Origin of the sequence: Myroides sp. A21 (genome assembly GCF_000807225.1) — a bacterium.
In the GTDB taxonomy this organism is placed as follows: Bacteria; Bacteroidota; Bacteroidia; order Flavobacteriales; family Flavobacteriaceae; genus Flavobacterium; species Flavobacterium odoratimimum.
The window spans coordinates 457297-475882 of sequence record NZ_CP010327.1 but is presented as its reverse complement, the minus strand read 5'-3'; the positions used below and the strand labels follow the sequence as shown (position 1 = coordinate 475882).

The 18586-nt window shown below is 34.8% G+C and carries 17 protein-coding genes; 9 read left to right on the top strand and 8 right to left on the bottom strand.

Annotated features, from left to right (window positions below; all coding sequences use genetic code 11):
• Positions 1 to 6: 6 nt before the first annotated feature.
• Positions 7 to 426, top strand: a complete 420-nt coding sequence (locus MYRA21_RS02220; protein ID WP_006260271.1) for a GNAT family N-acetyltransferase — start codon at positions 7 to 9, stop codon at positions 424 to 426.
• 28 nt (positions 427 to 454) lie between these two features.
• On the opposite strand, the gene MYRA21_RS02215 is transcribed toward MYRA21_RS02220, so the two are convergent.
• Positions 455 to 1600 (bottom strand): multidrug effflux MFS transporter, encoded by a 1146-nt coding sequence (locus tag MYRA21_RS02215; protein ID WP_006260270.1) that lies wholly within the window; start codon positions 1598 to 1600, stop codon positions 455 to 457.
• An 84-nt stretch (positions 1601 to 1684) separates the two neighbouring features.
• Between MYRA21_RS02215 and MYRA21_RS02210 the strand changes: the two genes are divergently transcribed.
• Together MYRA21_RS02210 and MYRA21_RS02205 are read left to right on the top strand one after the other, a co-directional pair.
• Positions 1685 to 2461 (top strand): helix-turn-helix transcriptional regulator, encoded by a 777-nt coding sequence (locus MYRA21_RS02210; RefSeq protein ID WP_006260269.1) that lies wholly within the window; start codon positions 1685 to 1687, stop codon positions 2459 to 2461.
• A 12-nt stretch (positions 2462 to 2473) separates the two neighbouring features.
• A complete protein-coding gene (locus MYRA21_RS02205) occupies positions 2474 to 3052 on the top strand; it encodes a uracil-DNA glycosylase family protein (RefSeq protein ID WP_006260268.1) in 579 nt (192 codons plus the stop codon).
• Between the two features lie 7 nt (positions 3053 to 3059).
• Here the strand turns inward: MYRA21_RS02205 and MYRA21_RS02200 are convergent, their stop codons facing one another.
• Together MYRA21_RS02200 and putP are read right to left on the bottom strand one after the other, a co-directional pair.
• Positions 3060 to 4241: an MFS transporter gene (locus MYRA21_RS02200; RefSeq protein ID WP_006260267.1), complete on the bottom strand. Its 1182-nt coding sequence runs from the start codon at positions 4239 to 4241 to the stop codon at positions 3060 to 3062.
• 315 nt (positions 4242 to 4556) lie between these two features.
• Positions 4557 to 6059, bottom strand: a complete 1503-nt coding sequence (putP, locus tag MYRA21_RS02195; protein WP_006260266.1) for a sodium/proline symporter PutP — start codon at positions 6057 to 6059, stop codon at positions 4557 to 4559.
• A 460-nt stretch (positions 6060 to 6519) separates the two neighbouring features.
• On the opposite strand from putP, the gene MYRA21_RS02190 reads away from it, so the two are divergent.
• Complete coding sequence (locus MYRA21_RS02190; protein ID WP_006260265.1) at positions 6520 to 6909, top strand: hypothetical protein; 390 nt, start codon at positions 6520 to 6522, stop codon at positions 6907 to 6909.
• A 317-nt stretch (positions 6910 to 7226) separates the two neighbouring features.
• Here MYRA21_RS02190 and MYRA21_RS02185 read toward each other — a convergent pair whose 3' ends face one another.
• Complete coding sequence (locus MYRA21_RS02185) at positions 7227 to 7967, bottom strand: phosphatidylcholine/phosphatidylserine synthase (RefSeq protein ID WP_006260264.1); 741 nt, start codon at positions 7965 to 7967, stop codon at positions 7227 to 7229.
• A gap of 557 nt (positions 7968 to 8524) precedes the next feature.
• On the opposite strand from MYRA21_RS02185, the gene MYRA21_RS02180 reads away from it, so the two are divergent.
• Both MYRA21_RS02180 and MYRA21_RS02175 read left to right on the top strand, forming a co-directional pair.
• On the top strand, positions 8525 to 9646 hold the full coding sequence (locus tag MYRA21_RS02180) for a DUF4105 domain-containing protein (RefSeq protein ID WP_006260262.1): 1122 nt from the start codon (positions 8525 to 8527) through the stop codon (positions 9644 to 9646).
• Between the two features lie 28 nt (positions 9647 to 9674).
• Positions 9675 to 10412, top strand: coding sequence for a tyrosine-protein phosphatase (locus MYRA21_RS02175; RefSeq protein WP_006260261.1), 738 nt, complete (start codon positions 9675 to 9677; stop codon positions 10410 to 10412).
• A 73-nt stretch (positions 10413 to 10485) separates the two neighbouring features.
• Here MYRA21_RS02175 and MYRA21_RS02170 read toward each other — a convergent pair whose 3' ends face one another.
• Positions 10486 to 10875 carry a DUF1573 domain-containing protein gene (locus tag MYRA21_RS02170; RefSeq protein WP_006260260.1) on the bottom strand — a complete coding sequence of 130 codons (390 nt, stop codon included), beginning with the start codon at positions 10873 to 10875 and terminating at the stop codon, positions 10486 to 10488.
• A 230-nt stretch (positions 10876 to 11105) separates the two neighbouring features.
• On the opposite strand from MYRA21_RS02170, the gene MYRA21_RS02165 reads away from it, so the two are divergent.
• The 3 genes from MYRA21_RS02165 to MYRA21_RS02155 all read left to right on the top strand — a co-directional run bounded on the left by MYRA21_RS02165 (position 11106) and on the right by MYRA21_RS02155 (position 15197).
• Positions 11106 to 13739, top strand: a complete 2634-nt coding sequence (locus MYRA21_RS02165; protein ID WP_006260259.1) for a valine--tRNA ligase — start codon at positions 11106 to 11108, stop codon at positions 13737 to 13739.
• Positions 13740 to 13810: 71 nt separating this feature from the next.
• Positions 13811 to 14446 carry a TatD family hydrolase gene (locus MYRA21_RS02160; RefSeq protein WP_006260258.1) on the top strand — a complete coding sequence of 212 codons (636 nt, stop codon included), beginning with the start codon at positions 13811 to 13813 and terminating at the stop codon, positions 14444 to 14446.
• A gap of 34 nt (positions 14447 to 14480) precedes the next feature.
• Positions 14481 to 15197 (top strand): ThiF family adenylyltransferase, encoded by a 717-nt coding sequence (locus MYRA21_RS02155; RefSeq protein ID WP_006260257.1) that lies wholly within the window; start codon positions 14481 to 14483, stop codon positions 15195 to 15197.
• A gap of 113 nt (positions 15198 to 15310) precedes the next feature.
• Here the strand turns inward: MYRA21_RS02155 and MYRA21_RS02150 are convergent, their stop codons facing one another.
• From MYRA21_RS02150 to MYRA21_RS02140, 3 genes are all read right to left on the bottom strand, one after another.
• A complete protein-coding gene (locus tag MYRA21_RS02150; RefSeq protein WP_039328452.1) occupies positions 15311 to 15967 on the bottom strand; it encodes an NAD(P)-dependent oxidoreductase in 657 nt (218 codons plus the stop codon).
• 125 nt (positions 15968 to 16092) lie between these two features.
• A complete protein-coding gene (locus MYRA21_RS02145; protein ID WP_006260254.1) occupies positions 16093 to 17292 on the bottom strand; it encodes an aromatic amino acid transport family protein in 1200 nt (399 codons plus the stop codon).
• Between the two features lie 49 nt (positions 17293 to 17341).
• Entirely contained in the window at positions 17342 to 18547 is a 1206-nt protein-coding gene (locus MYRA21_RS02140) for an aromatic amino acid transport family protein (RefSeq protein ID WP_006260253.1), read from the bottom strand.
• Positions 18548 to 18586 lie beyond the last annotated feature (39 nt).

Here is an 18586-nt window from a genome sequence, read left to right as displayed (position 1 = left end):
GAAGATATGAGATATAAGATTTGTTATGATATAATAGAACCAGAGGATTATATTAATATGCGTACAACCTGTGGTTTATCTGAAAAGAGAATTATGGCAGCTGTGATTGGTCTTGCTAATTCTCTATGCTGTGTGTCGATACTAGATACAGAGAATAATGATAAGTTCGTAGGGATGGGAAGATTAGTAGGTGATGGAGGGTGTCATTGTCAGGTAGTGGATATTTGTGTATTACCAGAGTACCAAGGACAAGGGTTAGGTAAGTTAGTAATGACTACATTGACAGAATTTATTAATGATAATCTACCTGAGTCATGCTATGTAAACTTAATAGCAGATGGTGAAGCTTATAAGTTATATGAGCATTATGGTTTTAAAGAAGTATGGCCTGTCTCTAGAGGAATGGGGTATGTCAAGAAGAATTAAGAAAGTGAAAGACGACTTTATAGCAAGGCTATAAAGTCGCCTTTTTGCTTTTAATAAGTAATGAAACTAAGATCGCTATAGTAGCAAAACTAATCATTACGACAGTGATATTAGGCATAGTACTACTAATGTATAAACCTGTACCAATCAAGATATAATACAATAATCCGAACAAAGCACTAGCTGTACCTATGGACGATTTGTATTGTAGTAAGGCTTGACTAAGGATATTAGGAATCGCTATCCCGAATGCAGTTACAATAAATACCATCGGGATTAGAAAGTAAAGCGTATTCCCTATTAGAATTAATACTAAAGCATTCACAATAGCTATAGTTGCCGCAATCTTCATTAAGGCAATAGGTAAATATCCTCTCTCTAGTAATTTTTTGTTTAGAGAGCTTCCTATAAAAGAACCTACTGCTAGTACAATACCACTATATCCATATACTGTTGGGCTTAATCCTTCTTGTTCAAATATAAAAGGAGCAAATGAGTAATAACTAAATAGAAGGACATTGTAAGCCATGACTAACAAAGCATATTTCCACAATAGAGAGTCAGTGTACATTGTCTTAGCTAAGGCTATTATTTTATCTAAGGTGATCTTGTCAGTATGTTGTTTTGTCTCTTTTAAGGAGAAGAAGGATGTACTGACTAACAGTATAGATAAGGTAGCTAGTACTGTGAATACTCCCCAATAGCCAAATTGATTAGATAGAATTCCTCCCATTAGTAATCCTATAACAGGGCTTACTGATAAGGCGATCCCCATGATAGAAAATACTTTAGCTAGTTCTACTCCAGTATAACTGTCTCTCATCATCGTTTGTGTAATCACTGATCCTACAGCTATACCAAAGGCAGCAATAAACCTTGCGATAAGTATTGTTTCAAAATTAGTAGCAAGCAAGGCTAACACAGAAGCAAGAGTATACGTTATTAGCCCGCTTAGCATCGCTTTTCTTCTACCGATATAATCACTTAGTATTCCCCAAAAGATGACACCAAGTGCAAAGGCTATAAAGTATATACTTATCGTTAGCAATGTAGTCTCCTTCGTTACATCAAATGCTTTAGCTAAATGCGTTAAGGCAGGACTGTAGATGGTCTCAACGAATTGAGGAAACATCATCAGTACAATCATTAGCGCTAAACTGTTTTTTGTCTTCATTGTTTTTAATTTTTGACAAAGGTCTTTAGAATTTGTAGTACCTTTATAATACTATAAACTCATTAAATACCAGTTTAAGGACAAATGGCATATCTGTATTCAGAACAAGAGTTTCACCCAGAACAAATAGACTTACCAGTTATAGGTTTAGCATCTGATTTAGTTCAGCATGATTCTGGTTTTCATCGGCATAATGAGCACCAGCAACTTCTCTATGCACCTAGTGGATGTATGACCTTACTGACTAATGATATGCAGGTGATTCTACCACCTACACGTATGTTGATTATACCTGCAAGGTTATCTCATCGCGTGTTCTTTAGAAATGTAGTTGCTTATCGTTCTATTTATTTTACAGTAAAAGAGCAGTTGTGGACAGCAGATACAATCAAGGTGTTAGAGGTCAACCCTCTATTAGAGCAGTTAATAGAACGAATATGTTTTTGGGATTGGAAGGCTTATACTGATGAGCAGCTCGCTATAGTTAATGTGTTTAGCAATGAATTAAACGCAGCCCATATAGAAGATTATCACCTGAAGATACCCGAAGATACGAGACTAAAAGATATTATTCGACAGTTTATTATAGAGAAAAGAGTTCCTCCATTTCTCAAGGAGTTAACCCAAGAGGTAGGGGCTAGCGAGAAGACGATTTCTCGTATCTTTAAGAAAGAAACAGGCATGGTCTATCAAGATTGGCGATTGCAATGGAAGTATTACCGCTCTCTGGAGTTGTTGGCTGAGGATATGACTATCTCAGAGGTAGCAGATGTATTGGAGTTTTCGTCAGATAGTGCGTTTATAGAGTTTTTTAAAAAGCACGCAGGTATTACCCCACATCGATATTTAATAAAACAATAAATAGAAGAAGGTATGGATCGTTTTGATGAGTTATTAAGTGATATTAGGGCTTGTAAGATATGTGAAGAAGAACTACCTCTAGGAGCGAATCCTGTGGTATTATCTAGTGTACAGTCTAAAATCATTATTATAGGTCAAGCACCTGGATTAAAAGTACATCTATCAGGTATTCCTTTTAAAGATAAAAGTGGCGAACAACTGCGTCAATGGCTAGGAGTGACAGAAGAGGAGTTCTACGATACGGCTAACTTCTCTATTATTCCTATGGGGTTTTGTTATCCAGGCAAAGGAAAGAATGGTGACTTACCTCCTAAGAAAATATGTGCTCCCACATGGCATGCTCAGTTGTTAGACCAATTAACTTCTGTGAAGCTTATTTTGTTAATCGGAAAATACGCACAAGATTATTATTTAAAGACTAATGATTCATTGACAGAGAATGTAAATAACTTCCATAAATATCTACCTACTTATTTTCCATTACCTCATCCTTCTCCGAGAAATAATATCTGGAAAGCAAAGAATAGATGGTTTGAACAAGAGGTTATACCTATATTACAGCACCAAGTCAAATTAATCTTAAAGAAGTAGTATTTCCTTATTCCTTACTTGTGAAGGAAAGTTGTTTTCTAAACATCATATAGACTAAACTCAAGATAATAACTACTGCACTAGCATACATAATGGTAGGGATATTAGTGATATTATCTTTATAATACCACCCTGCTAAGAAAGCACCTCCACCGACACCAGCCTCTAGAGCGATGTACATAGTAGATACAGCACGCCCTCTTTGATCAGGTTGACTGAAGTCTATCGTCCAGGCATTTAATGCTGGAGATAAGATACCTAAAGAGATACCGTATATAAATGCACCTAGGTATAGCCCATTAGTAGATTTGTAGAATGCTATAATAGCTAGAGAGATAATCAGAAGTATTAATCCAATATTGATGATTAAGACACGTCCATATTTGTCAGATACTTTACCAGCGACAAATCTTACTAGTAGAGAAGAAATAGTAAAGATCATAAAGAAGATCCCTTTATTCTCTAAGCCTAAGTGTCCTGTCCAGTCAGGGATTAGCGTAAGAATAACTCCATAAGCGATGTAAGACATAAAAGTCACAAAGGCTGCAGGGAATACCCCTAAGTCAAAGATGTCCTTGCCTGATATTTTTAGTAATTTAAAAGAGAATTTTTCTTTGACTTGTAAGGTCTCTTTCATATTCATCAAGATCACAATAGAAAGTAGAGCAAAAGCAGATGAAGTATAGAATAGAAAGTCTATAGAGGTGTACATCTTTATGGTACTACCGATGGCTGGGCCTATAGCCATACCTGTACTAAAGCTAATGCCGTGTAGTCCTAATGCTTCACCCCATCGCTCTCTAGGTACGATATCAGCTACATAGGCTGCTGTAGCTGTTGGCTTGAACCCTGTAGAGAATCCGTGTAATAATCGCAAGAATAAAAAGCCGGATACTGTAGTAAGAATAGGGTATAATAAACTACACACAAAACATACTATCGACCCAATAGCCATGATAGGCACACGACCTATCTTATCTGTTAGTTTACCACTAAAGGGTCTAGAGATACCTGCAGTGATTGTAAATAGACCGATGATTAGCCCTTTGTATTCTGCTCCTCCTAGTCCTGATAGGTAATCAGGTAGCTCAGGTATAAGCATATTAAAACTGGCAGAGAATAGTAAAGAACTTAAACATACTAGTATAAACTGAGTATTGTATATAGGGTGTGAATTAAATTTAGACACGTATTATCGTTTTTATGAGGTGCAAAGTTATTGGTTTACATTTTCTTGTACAATGTTAATCTTATGTTGTTCATATAAACCCAGAATCAACATTAGCCAAATACTACAAAGCAATTCTACTTCATAGCTCTTTCATTAGCTCTATAACCATACTATAGTATGCTGAAATCGCTAATTCAGACCTATCTTGTATAATTACTTTTCGTTTATCTGCCTATTGCTGATTCTGGGATAAACAAAAAACTCTAGGTATATAACATTTTTCACCGTGTTATATACCTAGAGTTTAGGTTGTAATAAATATATTTTATCTAATTACTTTTCTTTGTGATATAAAGCATCAGCAGTGTCAAACTTCTCTATCATTTCAGTAGACGCTTGTTTTCCATAGTTAGATACTAAGTAGATCGCAATCGAACTAAATAAGAATCCTGGAATGATTTCGTATACCGTATCTCCGAATAGAATAGGCCATACGATTACAGTTACCGCTCCTACTAATACTCCTGCGAAAGTTCCCATACCTGTTGTTTTTCTCCAGAATAGAGTGAATAAGATAGCAGGACCAAATGCAGCTCCAAAACCAGCCCAAGCATGTGCTACCAAAGCAAGAATTTTACTATCTGGATCGTATGCGATTATGATTGCGATTAAAGAGATTAGTAGTACAGCAAACCTTCCTGTCCACACTAGCTCTTTTTGGCTAGCACTTCTTCTGAAGTAAGCTTTGTAGAAGTCTTGTGTAAGTGTACTAGAAGACATTAATAGCTGCGCACTTAATGTACTCATTACTGCAGCTAGAATAGCCGAAAGTAAGACACCTACTACCCAAGGGTTAAATAATTGTTTGATTAGCTCTATGAAGATCATTTCATTGTCTTTGTTTACTACACTAGCTATTTCTGGATGTTTATAGTAGTAGCTAATTCCTAGATAACCTATCGTTACAGCTCCTCCTAGACATAATGTCATCCATGACATTCCTATACGTCTAGCATTCTTCATTGTCTTCACGCTATCAGCAGCCATAAAGCGTGCTAAGATATGTGGCTGTCCGAAGTACCCAAGTCCCCATGCAGCAGCACTGATAATAGCGATAAAGCTTACATTGTGTGTTAGGCTTGAATACGAAATATTAGTAGCAATAGCTGCTTCGTTTGTATAAGTAGTGATAGCATCCCATCCTCCCATATATAGGATAATCATCACAGGAGTCAAGATTAACGCAAATAGCATTAAAGTAGCCTGAATCGTATCACTCCAGCTTACTGCTAAGAATCCACCGATGAAGGTATACGCTATCGTAGCTAAAGCCCCTAGATATAACGCATTGATATACTCCATGTGGAATAGCGTTTCGAATAATCTAGCACCAGCTACCATACCAGACGCACAGTATATCGTGAAGAAGATTAGGATAGTTACAGCAGATACTGTTTTTACTAATTGACCATCTTTTCCAAATCTGTTGTGGAAGAAGTCTGGTAATGTCAGTGCATTATTATTGATTTCTGTGTGTACACGCAGACGACCAGCTACTAACTTCCAGTTGTAGTATGCACCGATAATTAAACCGATCGCAATCCAGCTCTGAGATAAACCTTTACCAAAAATAGCACCTGGCAATCCCATTAGTAACCATCCAGACATATCTGATGCTCCTGCTGATAAAGCTGTTACTACTGGACCAAAACTACGTCCTCCTAAGATGTAGTCAGAAAAGTCCTTTGTGCGTAAATACGCAATTACACCTATTCCTAACACAACCACTAAATAAATGGAAAATGTTATAATAGTTGGATCTATATTTTCAAACATATTGTTGTTATTTTTTTGCTAAATTTATTTAATTATTTTAAATAATACAATGAATGACCAGATTATTTAGTTTAATTACGAATAGTGTATTTTAGTATTCTTCTTTTTTGATTTGATTTTTTATATAATAATTATTTAAAAATGAAATAATTACACATTATAGAGAACTTCATCTATTATAATATTCTTTTTTTAAAGAAGATAAATTACAAGAAGTGGTTATGTCTCGTTCATCAATATTGATAATGTAAGACATTATACTTTTTCTTTGCTATATTCTGAGAGAATAGACTTTTATATGGATAGTATTATAAAGAAGTTAGCTATAGGACAACACTCCATATGTGTTAGTTGTCACTTTAGGTATAGTGTCTTTATAAAAGTTTTATTTGATAACAATTGTTATCGCGCTTCTTTAGACAGTGTTTTACTTTCGTATTTGTAATTTAAGAAATGAAATATGACCAATAAAGAATTGATAAAAGACTGTTTTGTAAATCTATTAGAGAGTCCTCAGTATCGTCCAGAAGTGATAGCTACCTATTTTTCTACTGATTATATCCAATGTGTTGATGGAAAGAGGCTAGACTACACCATTTTTAGTAATCATATTAAAAAATTAAAAGAGGTAACCGAGAGACTGTCTATTACCTTTAATTATATGGCAGAAGAGGGAAATCTTGTTTTTACTAATCACAGTGTTTCAGTATATAGAAATGATGGCTCTGTGAGTAAGGTAAAAGTAATTGCAACTTTTGTAATAGAAAATGAGAAAATAGTATTCTGTGATGAGTTAACGCTTCATGAAGAAGGAAAACATGATGATGCTAACCTTGGTTCTATGGTGTAAAAAAAACAATAAAAAAAGCCCTATACAAAGGGGGTAAGGTGTATAGGGCAAAAAAGTAGTATGAAAAAAAAGTTTGTAATAAAGTTTTCAATAAGTGTGCCAATGACTAGTGTTTTAGAGGTAAAGTGATTGTTTTATAGTCAATTGCTCATATTGTGATTATTGCTGTTTTGGATAGTTGTATAAATGAGAATAATAATTATTCAATAAAGAATTGGCATAAAAAAGGGGCAACATAGTCATAAGGATGAAATAGTACACTTTTTAGATATAGACCAAATGAAAAACGCTATCTGGAGAGATAGCGTTTCTTATTTTTAGTTAGTAGTTTGCTTTTTTGTCATATTCATGATGATAGATAGTAAGATATATACTAGTATAATAATAGGTATAGCTAGATATAATAGAGTAGCTAGTAGTACTAATGATAGTAGCATAAATCCTATCTGAAGTTTATAAGCTCCTAGATTATTAGGCTTGATTTTTAATGAGAACAATGGAAGTTCTGCATTCATGATGATAGCACTTAAGATACTGATCACCACTAATAAGTAAGGATTGCTTAATAAGGAGATAATCTCTTCTGATTTAGTCGTAGAGATAATCATCGGGATACTTAAGATGAATAGAGCATTACCTGGTGTAGGTAATCCGATAAACGAATCAGTCTGTCTAGTATCGATATTAAATTTGGCTAATCTATACGCAGCTCCTAATGTGATGATAAACCCTAAGTATGGAACTACTCCCATATAGTAGGTCTCAGGGGTAAGGTTATAGATCTCTTGGTTTTCTTGAATATTAGCTAGCATTTTATAAACTACTAATCCTGGAACTACTCCACTAGTCACCATATCGGCTAGTGAGTCTAACTGTAATCCCATTTCACTTTTTACATTAAGGATACGTGCTACAAAGCCGTCCCAATAGTCAAAAAAGATTCCTATACATACCCATAAGAAAGCCATGTGTATATTATCATCAAATGCATACACTAACGCAATTAATCCTGAAAGTAAGTTTAATAAAGTGATAGCATTAGGAATGTGTTTTTTCATAACTGAAATTTGTTTGTTTATATAAACTCTATAACGGTTTACTTGTATTTATTGATACAAATGTATCATAAAGTTACTAATTTTTATAGTGTTTATAAGGATTACTTTAGATAATGCCATTTATCTTTATAGATGTTTTATTATTTGATGTACTCTATTTAGGTAACTAAACGTTTATTAGATAATTAATATATTTGATAAGTAGAGAACAGACTACATTGGATCAAGTTAATTAAAGGATAGAAGAGGTTATACCTAGTATTGTACTTATAGCCAGATTAACATGGTTTTAGTTGCATTGAGTCCGTAGTGAGTCCGTAGTGACTCCGTTTTATAGTTAGTTTTAACGGAGTTATCATGGAGGTGTTGTGTTGATATAATTTAGTTCTTGCGAAGAAGATAGGAGCAGTAGCAGATGAGAAGCTACGTTTTAACTGTGGTACAAGAAGGTTATTCATAAATAGTTTAGAGTGTATGTTTTTATTGTAAATCAAAGATTAGTAAAGTATTTTTGTAAAGAGCAAATAGAACGCTTAGTTATAAATCAAGAAGAATAGATGACAAAGAAAATTATATATCTGCTTTTCTGCCTTTTTGTAGTGCAGATGGCTTTCTCTAAAGAACGACCACTCTCTGATAGAGCAGAGATAAGTGTACTTACTTGTGGTACGGGAGATGAGTTGTATTCACTATTCGGGCATACAGCGATACGCGTAAGTGATCCTTTTGAGGGGATAGATAGGGTATATAATTATGGAATGTTTGATTTTAGAACACCTAATTTTTATGGAAAGTTCGTAAAGGGAGATCTTTTATACTACGCAGATTATTCTACGTATAGAAACTTCATTGGGAGTTATGTATATGATAATAGAGCAGTGTATGAACAAGTACTAGACTTGACGCCAACTCAGAAAGAAGAGATATGGCAAAAACTGAACGAATCCTTAGAAGAAGAGAATAAATTCTATGTATATAAGTTTATAGATCAGAACTGTACTACTAAGGCGGTAGATATTATTAATAATAGTATAGCGACACCTGTAAAAGTAGATGTACAAGGGAACACAGCTACTTATAGAACCATCTTAAACTCGTATCTGAATAAGAGATACTTCGAGATGCTAGGAATTAATTTAATATTCGGTTCTAAGGTAGATGCTCATTCTACTTTACTGTTCTTACCAGATAAGTTTATGCAAGGGTTAGCAGAGACTAAAGTCAACGGAAAACCTTTGGTTCCTGAGACAGTGACTGTTTTTGAGCCAGAAGTATCTACGGAGAAATCAGGTATAAGTGTGAACTCTATGTGGTTCTTTAGTCTTGTCGTTTTAGTGTTAGCAGGACTAATGACTCAGAGAGGCGTTAGAAGTGTGTATTTTGTCATCTTAGGGCTGTTAGGTATTTTCTTCTTTGTCGTAGGGTTTTACTCTCTTCATGGCGAACTGTTAAGTAATAATACAGTGCTACTGTGTAGTCCTATATTCTTAATCTTACCTTTTATAAGAAAGAATGTCAAGATAGCTAAGTTACTTCAGTTGTTAACTTTAGTTTGTGTAATTTTGTATATCGTATTGAATATTACTAGCGAAAAGTTATTAGTGACCTTGCCATTAGTATTGTTGACTCTTGTGAGTTTGGCTATAGAAATGCGTATAGCTAAGAAGTATAACAAGTAGACCTAATCAGAAAAAATAATATAAAGATATGTTCGGATTATTTAAATCTAAACCAGAGCTTAAAACATTAATTCCAAATAATTATGTAGATATTCACTCTCATTTAATGTTTGGTATTGATGATGGGGCGCAGACTAAAGAGGATACAAAGACTATTATAGAGTCGATGAAAGCGATGGGCTTTGACCAAGCGATTACCACTCCACATACTACACCACTAGTATGGGATAATACTAAAGAAGGAATCTTAGCTAAGTATGATGAGGTATTAGAGGTACTACCTACAGAGGCGGAGTCTCTTCAGCTGAGAGTGGCTTCTGAGTATATGATGGATGAGAGTTTCTTACAGCGCATTCATTCAGAGAAGCTATTGACATTAAAAGATAACTATGTATTAGTAGAGATGTCTTATATCAACCCACCTATACAATTAATGGATATTTTATTCCATTTAAAATCGAATGGGTATGAGATTATCTTAGCGCATCCAGAGCGTTATAACTTCTATCACAAGAATACAGAAATGTATAAGAAGCTTAAAAAATCAGGGTGTAAGTTTCAGATGAACTTATTGTCTACTACAGGATACTATGGAAGTCATGTATTAGAGGCTGCAAACTATCTGTTGAACAATGATATGATAGACTTCGTAGGATCTGATATCCACCATACCAAACATATCAAGGGCTTTGATGCTAAAATACAAATTAAAGAAGTGAAGAACTTCGAGAAAGCAATTGCTAATAATATCTTCTTTAAGAAATAAAGAATTACTTATCGTATAAAATAAGAAAGGGATCGCGTGAGCGATCCCTTTTGTTTTTCTGTCTATTTTCTGATTAGTTGTTTACAACTTCACCTTTGATGCGTAGTGCTACTACACCGTTAGTATAGTTCACAGCATTAGATTCTACAGTGATAGTTCTACTGATTTTACCAGGAGCCATATTATACTGTACGTCTATTTTACTTTTTTGACCTGGTAAAATAGGTTCTTCAGGTTTAGAAGGTACTGTACATCCACATGTAGATCTTACAGCTGTAATGATTAATGGCTCATCACCAACGTTAGTAAACTCAAAAGTTCTAACTCCATTATCTTTCCCTCTTACAACAGTACCGTAATCGATAGTATTGTTCTCTGCTTTAAACTCGATTTTTGGTCCTTTTTGTGCGAATGTTACTGCACTTGTCAAAACCAAAACTAATAATGCTAAAATGTTTTTCATTATTTTTCTATTTGTTGTTTTGTAAAATTAAAAACTTTAGGAATACTCGCAAATAAAAATAAACATTTAAAGTAATGTGTTATCTTTTGTAATTACATAGTAATCCATATTTTTGCATGATACAAAGGTACGTAAAAAGAAAGAGTGCTTAGATTAAAATTTGATTAAAGTATTGTTATCTTTGGATGTGTCTTTAAAAAATGTTAAAAACAAGTAAAATTAATAAGTAAATGACAATTCCTGCACAATTTGACGCGAAGCAAGTAGAGCAAAAATGGTATGAGTACTGGATGGAGAATAATTTCTTCCACTCAACTCCTGACCACAGAGAGCCTTACACGATTGTAATACCACCACCGAACGTGACGGGTGTATTACACATGGGACATATGTTGAACAATACGATTCAAGATGTATTAATACGTCGTGCTCGTTTAAAAGGGCTTAACGCTTGTTGGGTTCCTGGAACGGATCACGCCTCTATCGCTACTGAAGCTAAAGTCGTCGCAAAATTGAGAGAGCAGGGTATCAATAAAAACGATTTAACACGCGAAGAGTTCTTAGCACATGCTTGGGAGTGGAAAGAAGAGTACGGAGGAGTAATCTTAGATCAACTTAAAAAATTAGGTTGTTCTTGTGATTGGGATCGTACGAAGTTCACTATGGACCCAGAGATGTCTGAGCAAGTGATAAAAGTATTTGTTGACCTATATAACAAAGGATTAATCTATAGAGGGTACCGCATGGTAAACTGGGATCCTGAAGCGAAGACTACTTTATCTGATGAGGAAGTAATCTATGAAGAGCGCCAAGGGAAGTTATACCATCTAAAATATCAAATAGAAGGATCTAATGACTATCTAGTAATTGCGACTACACGTCCAGAGACTATCTTAGGAGATTCTGCTATCTGTATTAACCCTAATGATGAACGCTATACACACCTAAAAGGTAAAAAGGCTATCGTACCAATCTGTAATAGAGTGGTGCCTATCATCTTCGACGAATATGTAGATATGGAGTTCGGTACAGGATGTCTTAAAGTGACTCCTGCTCACGATGTGAATGATAAGGATCTAGGAGAGAGACATAACTTAGAGATTATAGATATCTTTAATGCTGATGCTACACTGAATGAATTAGGATTACACTACGCTGGTAAAGACCGTTTTGTAGTTCGTAAAGAGATAGAGGCAGAGTTAAAATCTATCGGAGCTTTAGACAAAGTAGAGAACTATATTAACAATGTAGGTACTTCTGAGCGTACAAAAGCTGTTATAGAACCAAGACTTTCTGATCAGTGGTTCCTTAAGATGGAAGAGTTAGCTAAGCCTGCTTTAGATGCGGTATTAGAAACAGAAGATGTAAAGTTATACCCAAGTAGATATAACAATACTTATAGAAGCTGGTTAGAGAATATCCGCGATTGGAATATCTCTCGTCAGTTATGGTGGGGACACCAGATACCTGCATTCTACTATGGAGCTGGTAAAGAAGACTTCGTAGTAGCTGAGAATATCGAAGCTGCTGTAGAATTAGCTAAAGTAAAATCAGGTAATGCTGCTTTGACTGCTGCTGATTTAAAACAAGATGAAGATGCACTAGATACATGGTTCTCTTCTTGGATTTGGCCAATGTCTGTATTTAACGGAATTACACAGCCAGAGAATGAAGAGTATAACTACTATTATCCAACGAATGACTTAGTGACTGGTCCAGATATTATCTTCTTCTGGGTAGCACGTATGATTATGTCTGGATATGAGTACACTGGTAAGAAACCATTTACGAATGTTTACTTCACAGGTATCGTAAGAGATAAACAACGTCGTAAGATGTCTAAGTCATTAGGAAACTCTCCTGATGCACTAGGATTAATCGATAAGTTCGGTGCTGATGGTGTACGTGTAGGATTATTATTATCTGCGTCTGCTGGTAACGATATTATGTTTGACGAGGAGTTATGTGCTCAAGGTAAAGCTTTCACAAATAAGGTATGGAATGCATTCCGTCTAATCAAAGGATGGGAAGTGTCTGAGACATTAGCACAACCAGAATCTGCTAAAGTATCATTAGCGTGGTACGAAGCGAAGTTACAGAGTGCATTAGTAGAGATAGAAGATCACTTCTCTAAATACAGAATTTCGGATGCGTTAATGACGATCTATAAATTAGTATGGGATGACTTTTGTTCTTGGTTCTTAGAAATGATTAAACCAGGATACCAACAGCCAATAGACAAAGCTACTTTTGACAAGACTATCGAGTTATTAGAAGCGAACTTGAAGTTGTTACATCCATTTATGCCATTCTTATCAGAAGAGATTTGGCAACATATTAATGAGCGTACTGCTGCTGCAGCATTAGTAGTATCTTCATGGCCAGAGATGAAATCATTTGATGAGAACTTGATTAAAGAGTTTGAATTCGCTACTGAAGTTATCGCTGGTATCCGTACAATCAGAAAAGACAAGAATATTTCGTTTAAAGAAACGATAGATTTAAAAGTAATCAACAACGAGAAAACATCTACATACTTCGACAGTATCATCTCTAAATTAGGTAACGTAGTTGCTATAGAGTATGTAACAGAGCAAGTAAGTGGTGCACTATCTTACCGTGTGAAATCTAATGAGTACTTCATTCCTGTAACAGGAAGTGTGAACTTAGAAGAAGAAATCGCTAAGTTAGAAGAAGAGTTGAAATATTTAAAAGGATTCTTGAAATCTGTACAAGGAAAACTATCTAACGAGAAGTTCGTTGGTGGTGCACCTGCTCAGGTTATCGAGAACGAAAGAAAGAAAGAAGCAGATGCTTTAGCTAAAATAGCAACTATCGAACACAGCTTAGCTGGATTAAAATAGTGTAGTATCTCTTAGATATAGAAGCCTCTAGTTAGTTTACTAATTAGAGGCTTTTTTTTATCTTCGTATGTATGAAAATCAATACACACACTCATCATATTACAGCACAGCAGGGGATAATAGAAATCATCAATCAGTATCCTCTGACAGTGGATAATACCCTTCCTACCTATACTGTTGGTATACATCCATGGTATATCCAGGAAGAGCGTTTAGAGGAAGAGTTAGCCTTGTTAGAAGAGCAGCTACAACAGCCAAATTGTTTAGCGATAGGAGAGTGTGGATTAGATAAGAAGATCAATATTTCGTTAAATCTACAGATAGAAGTATTTAAGAAGCAATTACTACTTGCAGAAAAGTATAAAAAAGCAGTAATTTTGCACGTCGTTTCAGCTTATCAAGAAGTTATACAGATCAAGAAAGAGTTACAGATTACGGTTCCTCTGATTATACATGGCTTCAATAAAAAAGAGCAAGTAGCAGAGAGTCTGTGGAAGAATGGGTTTTATTTGTCTTTTGGTAAACACCTTATTTATAACGAGGCATTGAGAAGTACCTTCTTGAAAGTACCAAGAGAGCAGTTGTTTTTAGAAACAGATGATGCTAAGGAGATAACCATAGAGGACGTATATACTGTGGCAAGCGCATTAGATATGAATATAGAAGCGATCATAGAACAGAATTATAAAACAGTTTTTAATAGATAACATCAGTCTTAGATTGATATAATAAGTAGAATAAATGGCAATTTGGCAAGAAAGAGCAGAATTACTTTTTAAGGAAGAAGGATTGCAAAAACTAAAAGATGCGAAAGTATTAGTAGTAGGATTAGGAGGAGTTGGATCATTTGCAGCTGAGTTTTTAGCTAGAGCAGGAGTAGGAAATATGACTATCGTAGATGGAGATACTGTAGATATTACGAATATCAATAGACAGTTACCCGCTTTACACTCTACGATCGGTATGCCAAAAGTGAAAGTTGTAGGAGATAGATTGATGGATATTAACCCAGAGCTTAACTTGATTCGTATAGAAGAGTTTATTTCTCCAGAGCGTGCTCATGAGATTGTGACAGAGGACTTTGATTATGTATTAGATTGTATTGATAGTATTACACCTAAGATTAACCTTATTTTGGCAGCTAAACGCAAGAAGGTAAAAGTAATCAGTGCGATGGGAGCAGGAGGAAAGATGATGGCAAATAAGATTGTGATTAAAGATATCAGTAAGACAGATGTATGTCCACTAGCGAAGCAGATCAGAAAGCGCCTAAAGAAAGAAGGAATATCTTCTGGGGTAAAAGCAATCTTCTCTACAGAAAAACCTGACGAGAGTAGCTTAAAGATGACAGATGGTAGTAACTTTAAAAAGTCATTTTTTGGGACGAATAGTTGGATGCCAGCCTTGTTTGGTTTAAACTCAGCAGAACATGTAGTAAGATATATCTTATCGAAATAGTAAAGTAAAAAGGCTGTAAATCAATTAGATTTACAGCCTTTTTTAGTAAGGGAAGAATTGCTATTATTTTGTTGTTGAACTGTTGTTTCCCTTATGGGGACTTATTATGAATTTTAGTAACCTATTGTAAATTGTGTGTTTTTAAACTGTTCGTTCTCTACTTCATCTACTATAGCGACAGCTACATCCTCTACAGATATTCTACTTCTACATTCGCTATCATAGACAGGAGTATTATTACTTAGTCTAAAGTGTCCTGTGCGCTTTCCAGGGTTTTGTGGGTTCATTTCTATCGCAGGGCTAAAGTATGTCCAGATAAAACCGTTTTCTTTACTTAATACCTGCTCAAAATAGTCTCTTACTGCTGTAGCACCTGGTTTAATAAAGTCAGGAAAATCTGCTGTGTCTACTAACTGTAGCCCTGGTTTAATATACAGTGTACCTGCTCCACCGATTACAATTAAGCGCTCTACTTTAGCTTCTTTTACAGCATTGTGTATAGTCTGTATTCCTGTTGTGAAGTCTTCGTAAAGATTAGGATTTGACCATCCTGCATTGAATGCACTGATGACTACATCTGCGCCTGTTATCATCTTTACGAGTTCTTTTTGATCTGTTATATCTAGCGCTACTTTTTTTACTAAAGCGCTATTAGATATTGTTGAGGTATTTCTAGCGATTGCTGTAACGTTGTATTGACGATGTATCAATTCGTTTAATATAGCACTACCTACATATCCAGACGCTCCTATCAAAACTATATTTTTCATACGGTGTTATTTTATTAGGACAAAGGTACTGAGGAGTAGTGGTTTAAAAATAGAAAGCCGACTTAATCTAGAAATTTCTTAATCTAGGTTAAGTCGGCTAATATTGTATAAAGGTTGTTTCTTGTTTAGTAAGCTGGTATAACTTCAGCAACCATAAGGCCTTGAAGTATAAAAATCAAAAGAGAAAGTCCCCATAAAAATACGAAAGCGAGTTTCTGTAAAAAGGGTTGTTTAACTCCTGCTTGCTTTTGTGCTTTTTGTAACATTAACATCGGCATGATTAAAGCAAGAACTACTAATGGGATAGAAGCATATCCTAGTGCTATTACGAATCCATCAGGATAAAAGATAGCAAATACTAATGGAGGAATAAAGGTCAATAGCATTGCCGACATATTATTCTTGATTAGCGGTTTGTTCTTTCCTAAGTCTTGGATATAATCTTTTAAAGCCATGGCTACTCCCCAGAAAGAAGTAAGTAATGCTGCAGAAGCAAATAGTGTAAAAGAAATACCAATCATTTTTGAATTGTGTACTTGTTTTACTGCTTTTAATAAGCCTTCCATTTTAGAGTTCTCTTGTAGTATAGCAGTAAAGGTATTGCTATCTAAGTTTCCTAAGAATGTAAGTTCCCATACTAAGTATAATAGAAGAGGAGTGATACTTCCGATTAAAAATACGAGTTTTAATTGTTTAATATTTCCGTCTAAGTATTTTACCAATGTTGGAATAACTACATAGAACCCAAAGCTAGTAAAGATTACAGGAATAGTGGCTAATACAGGAATACTAGAAGAAGGTAAATGTTGTAAGTGGATCATTTCTACTTTAGGTAATAATAACGCCATTACAATACACAAGAAGATTAGCTTCGTTGTAAATACAATTTTATTACTAAAGTCAACAACACGTGTGCCGAATGCGATGATACTTCCAAATAATGCTGTAAATAGAAAAGCAGAAGTATGAGATGATATTTCTACTTGTAGCCACTTCTCTAAGTTAGTTCTGAATATTTCACCTCCTCCTGTGATATAAGCACTTACTAAGGCATACATTAGTATCAGCATACTTAGCGCTGTAGCAACAGCCCCAGAGTTACCTAGATATTTTACTGTTAAAGTATTTAATCCATCTGTAGGAGGGTTGTATTTATAGACATCCACCAGAAGTATAGCAGTATAATACATAGCAAACCAGATACAGAACAAGATAAAGGCCATAAAGGTAAAGCCTACACTTGCTGATATAATGGGCATTGCTAACATTCCTGCTCCGATTGTCGTTCCTGCGACAATAAGGATACTTCCGATAATTTTTTGCATTTCTATTTGTTTAAATTTATTTAATTCTTCGAATTTATTTTTTGTTTCATTAGTCTAAAATAGGGAGTACTCCCGCTGTCATTAAAACTTGTATTACTAAGATGCTTGTTCCAAAAGCAAAAATCAAGCTAAAAGCTATCTTTTGTAAAAAAGATATGGTCTCTTGTCTTTCTTTTTTGACTTTGATGTACATCAGTACAGGAATAAACAAAGAGGTTATCACTACAGAGATAGCTGCATAGCTTAGTGCTATCACAAAACCTTTAGGATAGTAAAGTGCGAATAATAATGGAGGTATAAAAGTAATTAGGTAAATAATTACACTGTTTTTTCCAAAAGCTTTCTTTTTACTTAAATCCTTTACATAGTCAAATAGGGCTAATGCCACTCCTAAGAAAGAAGTAAGGATAGCTGCAGCAAAGAAAATGTTTAAAGGAATATTCATCCACTTAGACTCAGATACACCATTTACAGCTATGATAACAGCTTCTAGACCTTGTGTTTCTTTTATGATTGTAAAGAAAGTATTAGAGTCTATACTTCCTAAGATAGATAGTTGCCAGATGATATACACAATTAGAGGTAATAGACTACCGTAGATAAACGCTTTTTTAAGTAGCTTAATATCTCCATCTAAGTACTTTACCATACTTGGTACCACAATATGAAAACCAAATGAAGTAAAAATAACAGGAATAGAGGAGAAGAATAGTTTACTCTCTATAGGCATCTGTAAGAGATTGTCTATTCTGACATAGCCAAACATCACAATGATAACAATCAATAGAAAGATTAGTTTGATAATAAATATCCATCTCGTAGCGATATCTACCACTCGAGCACCTAAACCAACTATACCTCCAAATAAAATTGTAAAGATAAAAGCAGTCACTTGTGGACTGATATCAGTCTCTAACCAATTACTTAAGTTCAGTCTTAGGATATCACTTCCTCCTGCGATATAAGCACTTACTAGAGCGTACATCAGGGTTAGCATACTTATTCCAGTGACGATAGAGCCTGCCTTACCTAAGTATTTATAAGTCATCGTGCTCAACCCATCTTCAGGATTATTATCTTTATATGTCTCTACTAATAGAATAGCGGTATAACACATCGTTAACCATATCAAGATCATTACTATCGTAATGCCTGTAAATCCTACTCCAGACGAAATAATCGGCATGGCTAACATTCCACCTCCGATTGCTGTACCCGCTATAATAAGGGAACTACCTATAAGTTTACTATTCACTTTGAGTTTGTGTTTTTAGTTTGATTGTTGTAAAAAAAA

Bases quoted from the DNA above. Each gene is read 5' to 3' on its own strand.
- MYRA21_RS02190 (WP_006260265.1), top strand. From the start codon at position 6,520: ATGACCAATAAAGAATTGATAAAAGACTGTTTTGTAAATCTATTAGAG.
- MYRA21_RS02145 (WP_006260254.1), bottom strand. From the start codon at position 17,292: ATGCAAAAAATTATCGGAAGTATCCTTATTGTCGCAGGAACGACAATC.
- MYRA21_RS02165 (WP_006260259.1), top strand. From the start codon at position 11,106: ATGACAATTCCTGCACAATTTGACGCGAAGCAAGTAGAGCAAAAATGG.
- MYRA21_RS02170 (WP_006260260.1), bottom strand. From the start codon at position 10,875: ATGAAAAACATTTTAGCATTATTAGTTTTGGTTTTGACAAGTGCAGTA.
- MYRA21_RS02150 (WP_039328452.1), bottom strand. From the start codon at position 15,967: ATGAAAAATATAGTTTTGATAGGAGCGTCTGGATATGTAGGTAGTGCT.
- MYRA21_RS02210 (WP_006260269.1), top strand. From the start codon at position 1,685: ATGGCATATCTGTATTCAGAACAAGAGTTTCACCCAGAACAAATAGAC.
- putP (WP_006260266.1), bottom strand. From the start codon at position 6,059: ATGTTTGAAAATATAGATCCAACTATTATAACATTTTCCATTTATTTA.
- MYRA21_RS02180 (WP_006260262.1), top strand. From the start codon at position 8,525: ATGACAAAGAAAATTATATATCTGCTTTTCTGCCTTTTTGTAGTGCAG.
- MYRA21_RS02155 (WP_006260257.1), top strand. From the start codon at position 14,481: ATGGCAATTTGGCAAGAAAGAGCAGAATTACTTTTTAAGGAAGAAGGA.
- MYRA21_RS02205 (WP_006260268.1), top strand. From the start codon at position 2,474: ATGGATCGTTTTGATGAGTTATTAAGTGATATTAGGGCTTGTAAGATA.
- MYRA21_RS02160 (WP_006260258.1), top strand. From the start codon at position 13,811: ATGAAAATCAATACACACACTCATCATATTACAGCACAGCAGGGGATA.
- MYRA21_RS02185 (WP_006260264.1), bottom strand. From the start codon at position 7,967: ATGAAAAAACACATTCCTAATGCTATCACTTTATTAAACTTACTTTCA.
- MYRA21_RS02175 (WP_006260261.1), top strand. From the start codon at position 9,675: ATGTTCGGATTATTTAAATCTAAACCAGAGCTTAAAACATTAATTCCA.
- MYRA21_RS02215 (WP_006260270.1), bottom strand. From the start codon at position 1,600: ATGAAGACAAAAAACAGTTTAGCGCTAATGATTGTACTGATGATGTTT.
- MYRA21_RS02220 (WP_006260271.1), top strand. From the start codon at position 7: ATGAGATATAAGATTTGTTATGATATAATAGAACCAGAGGATTATATT.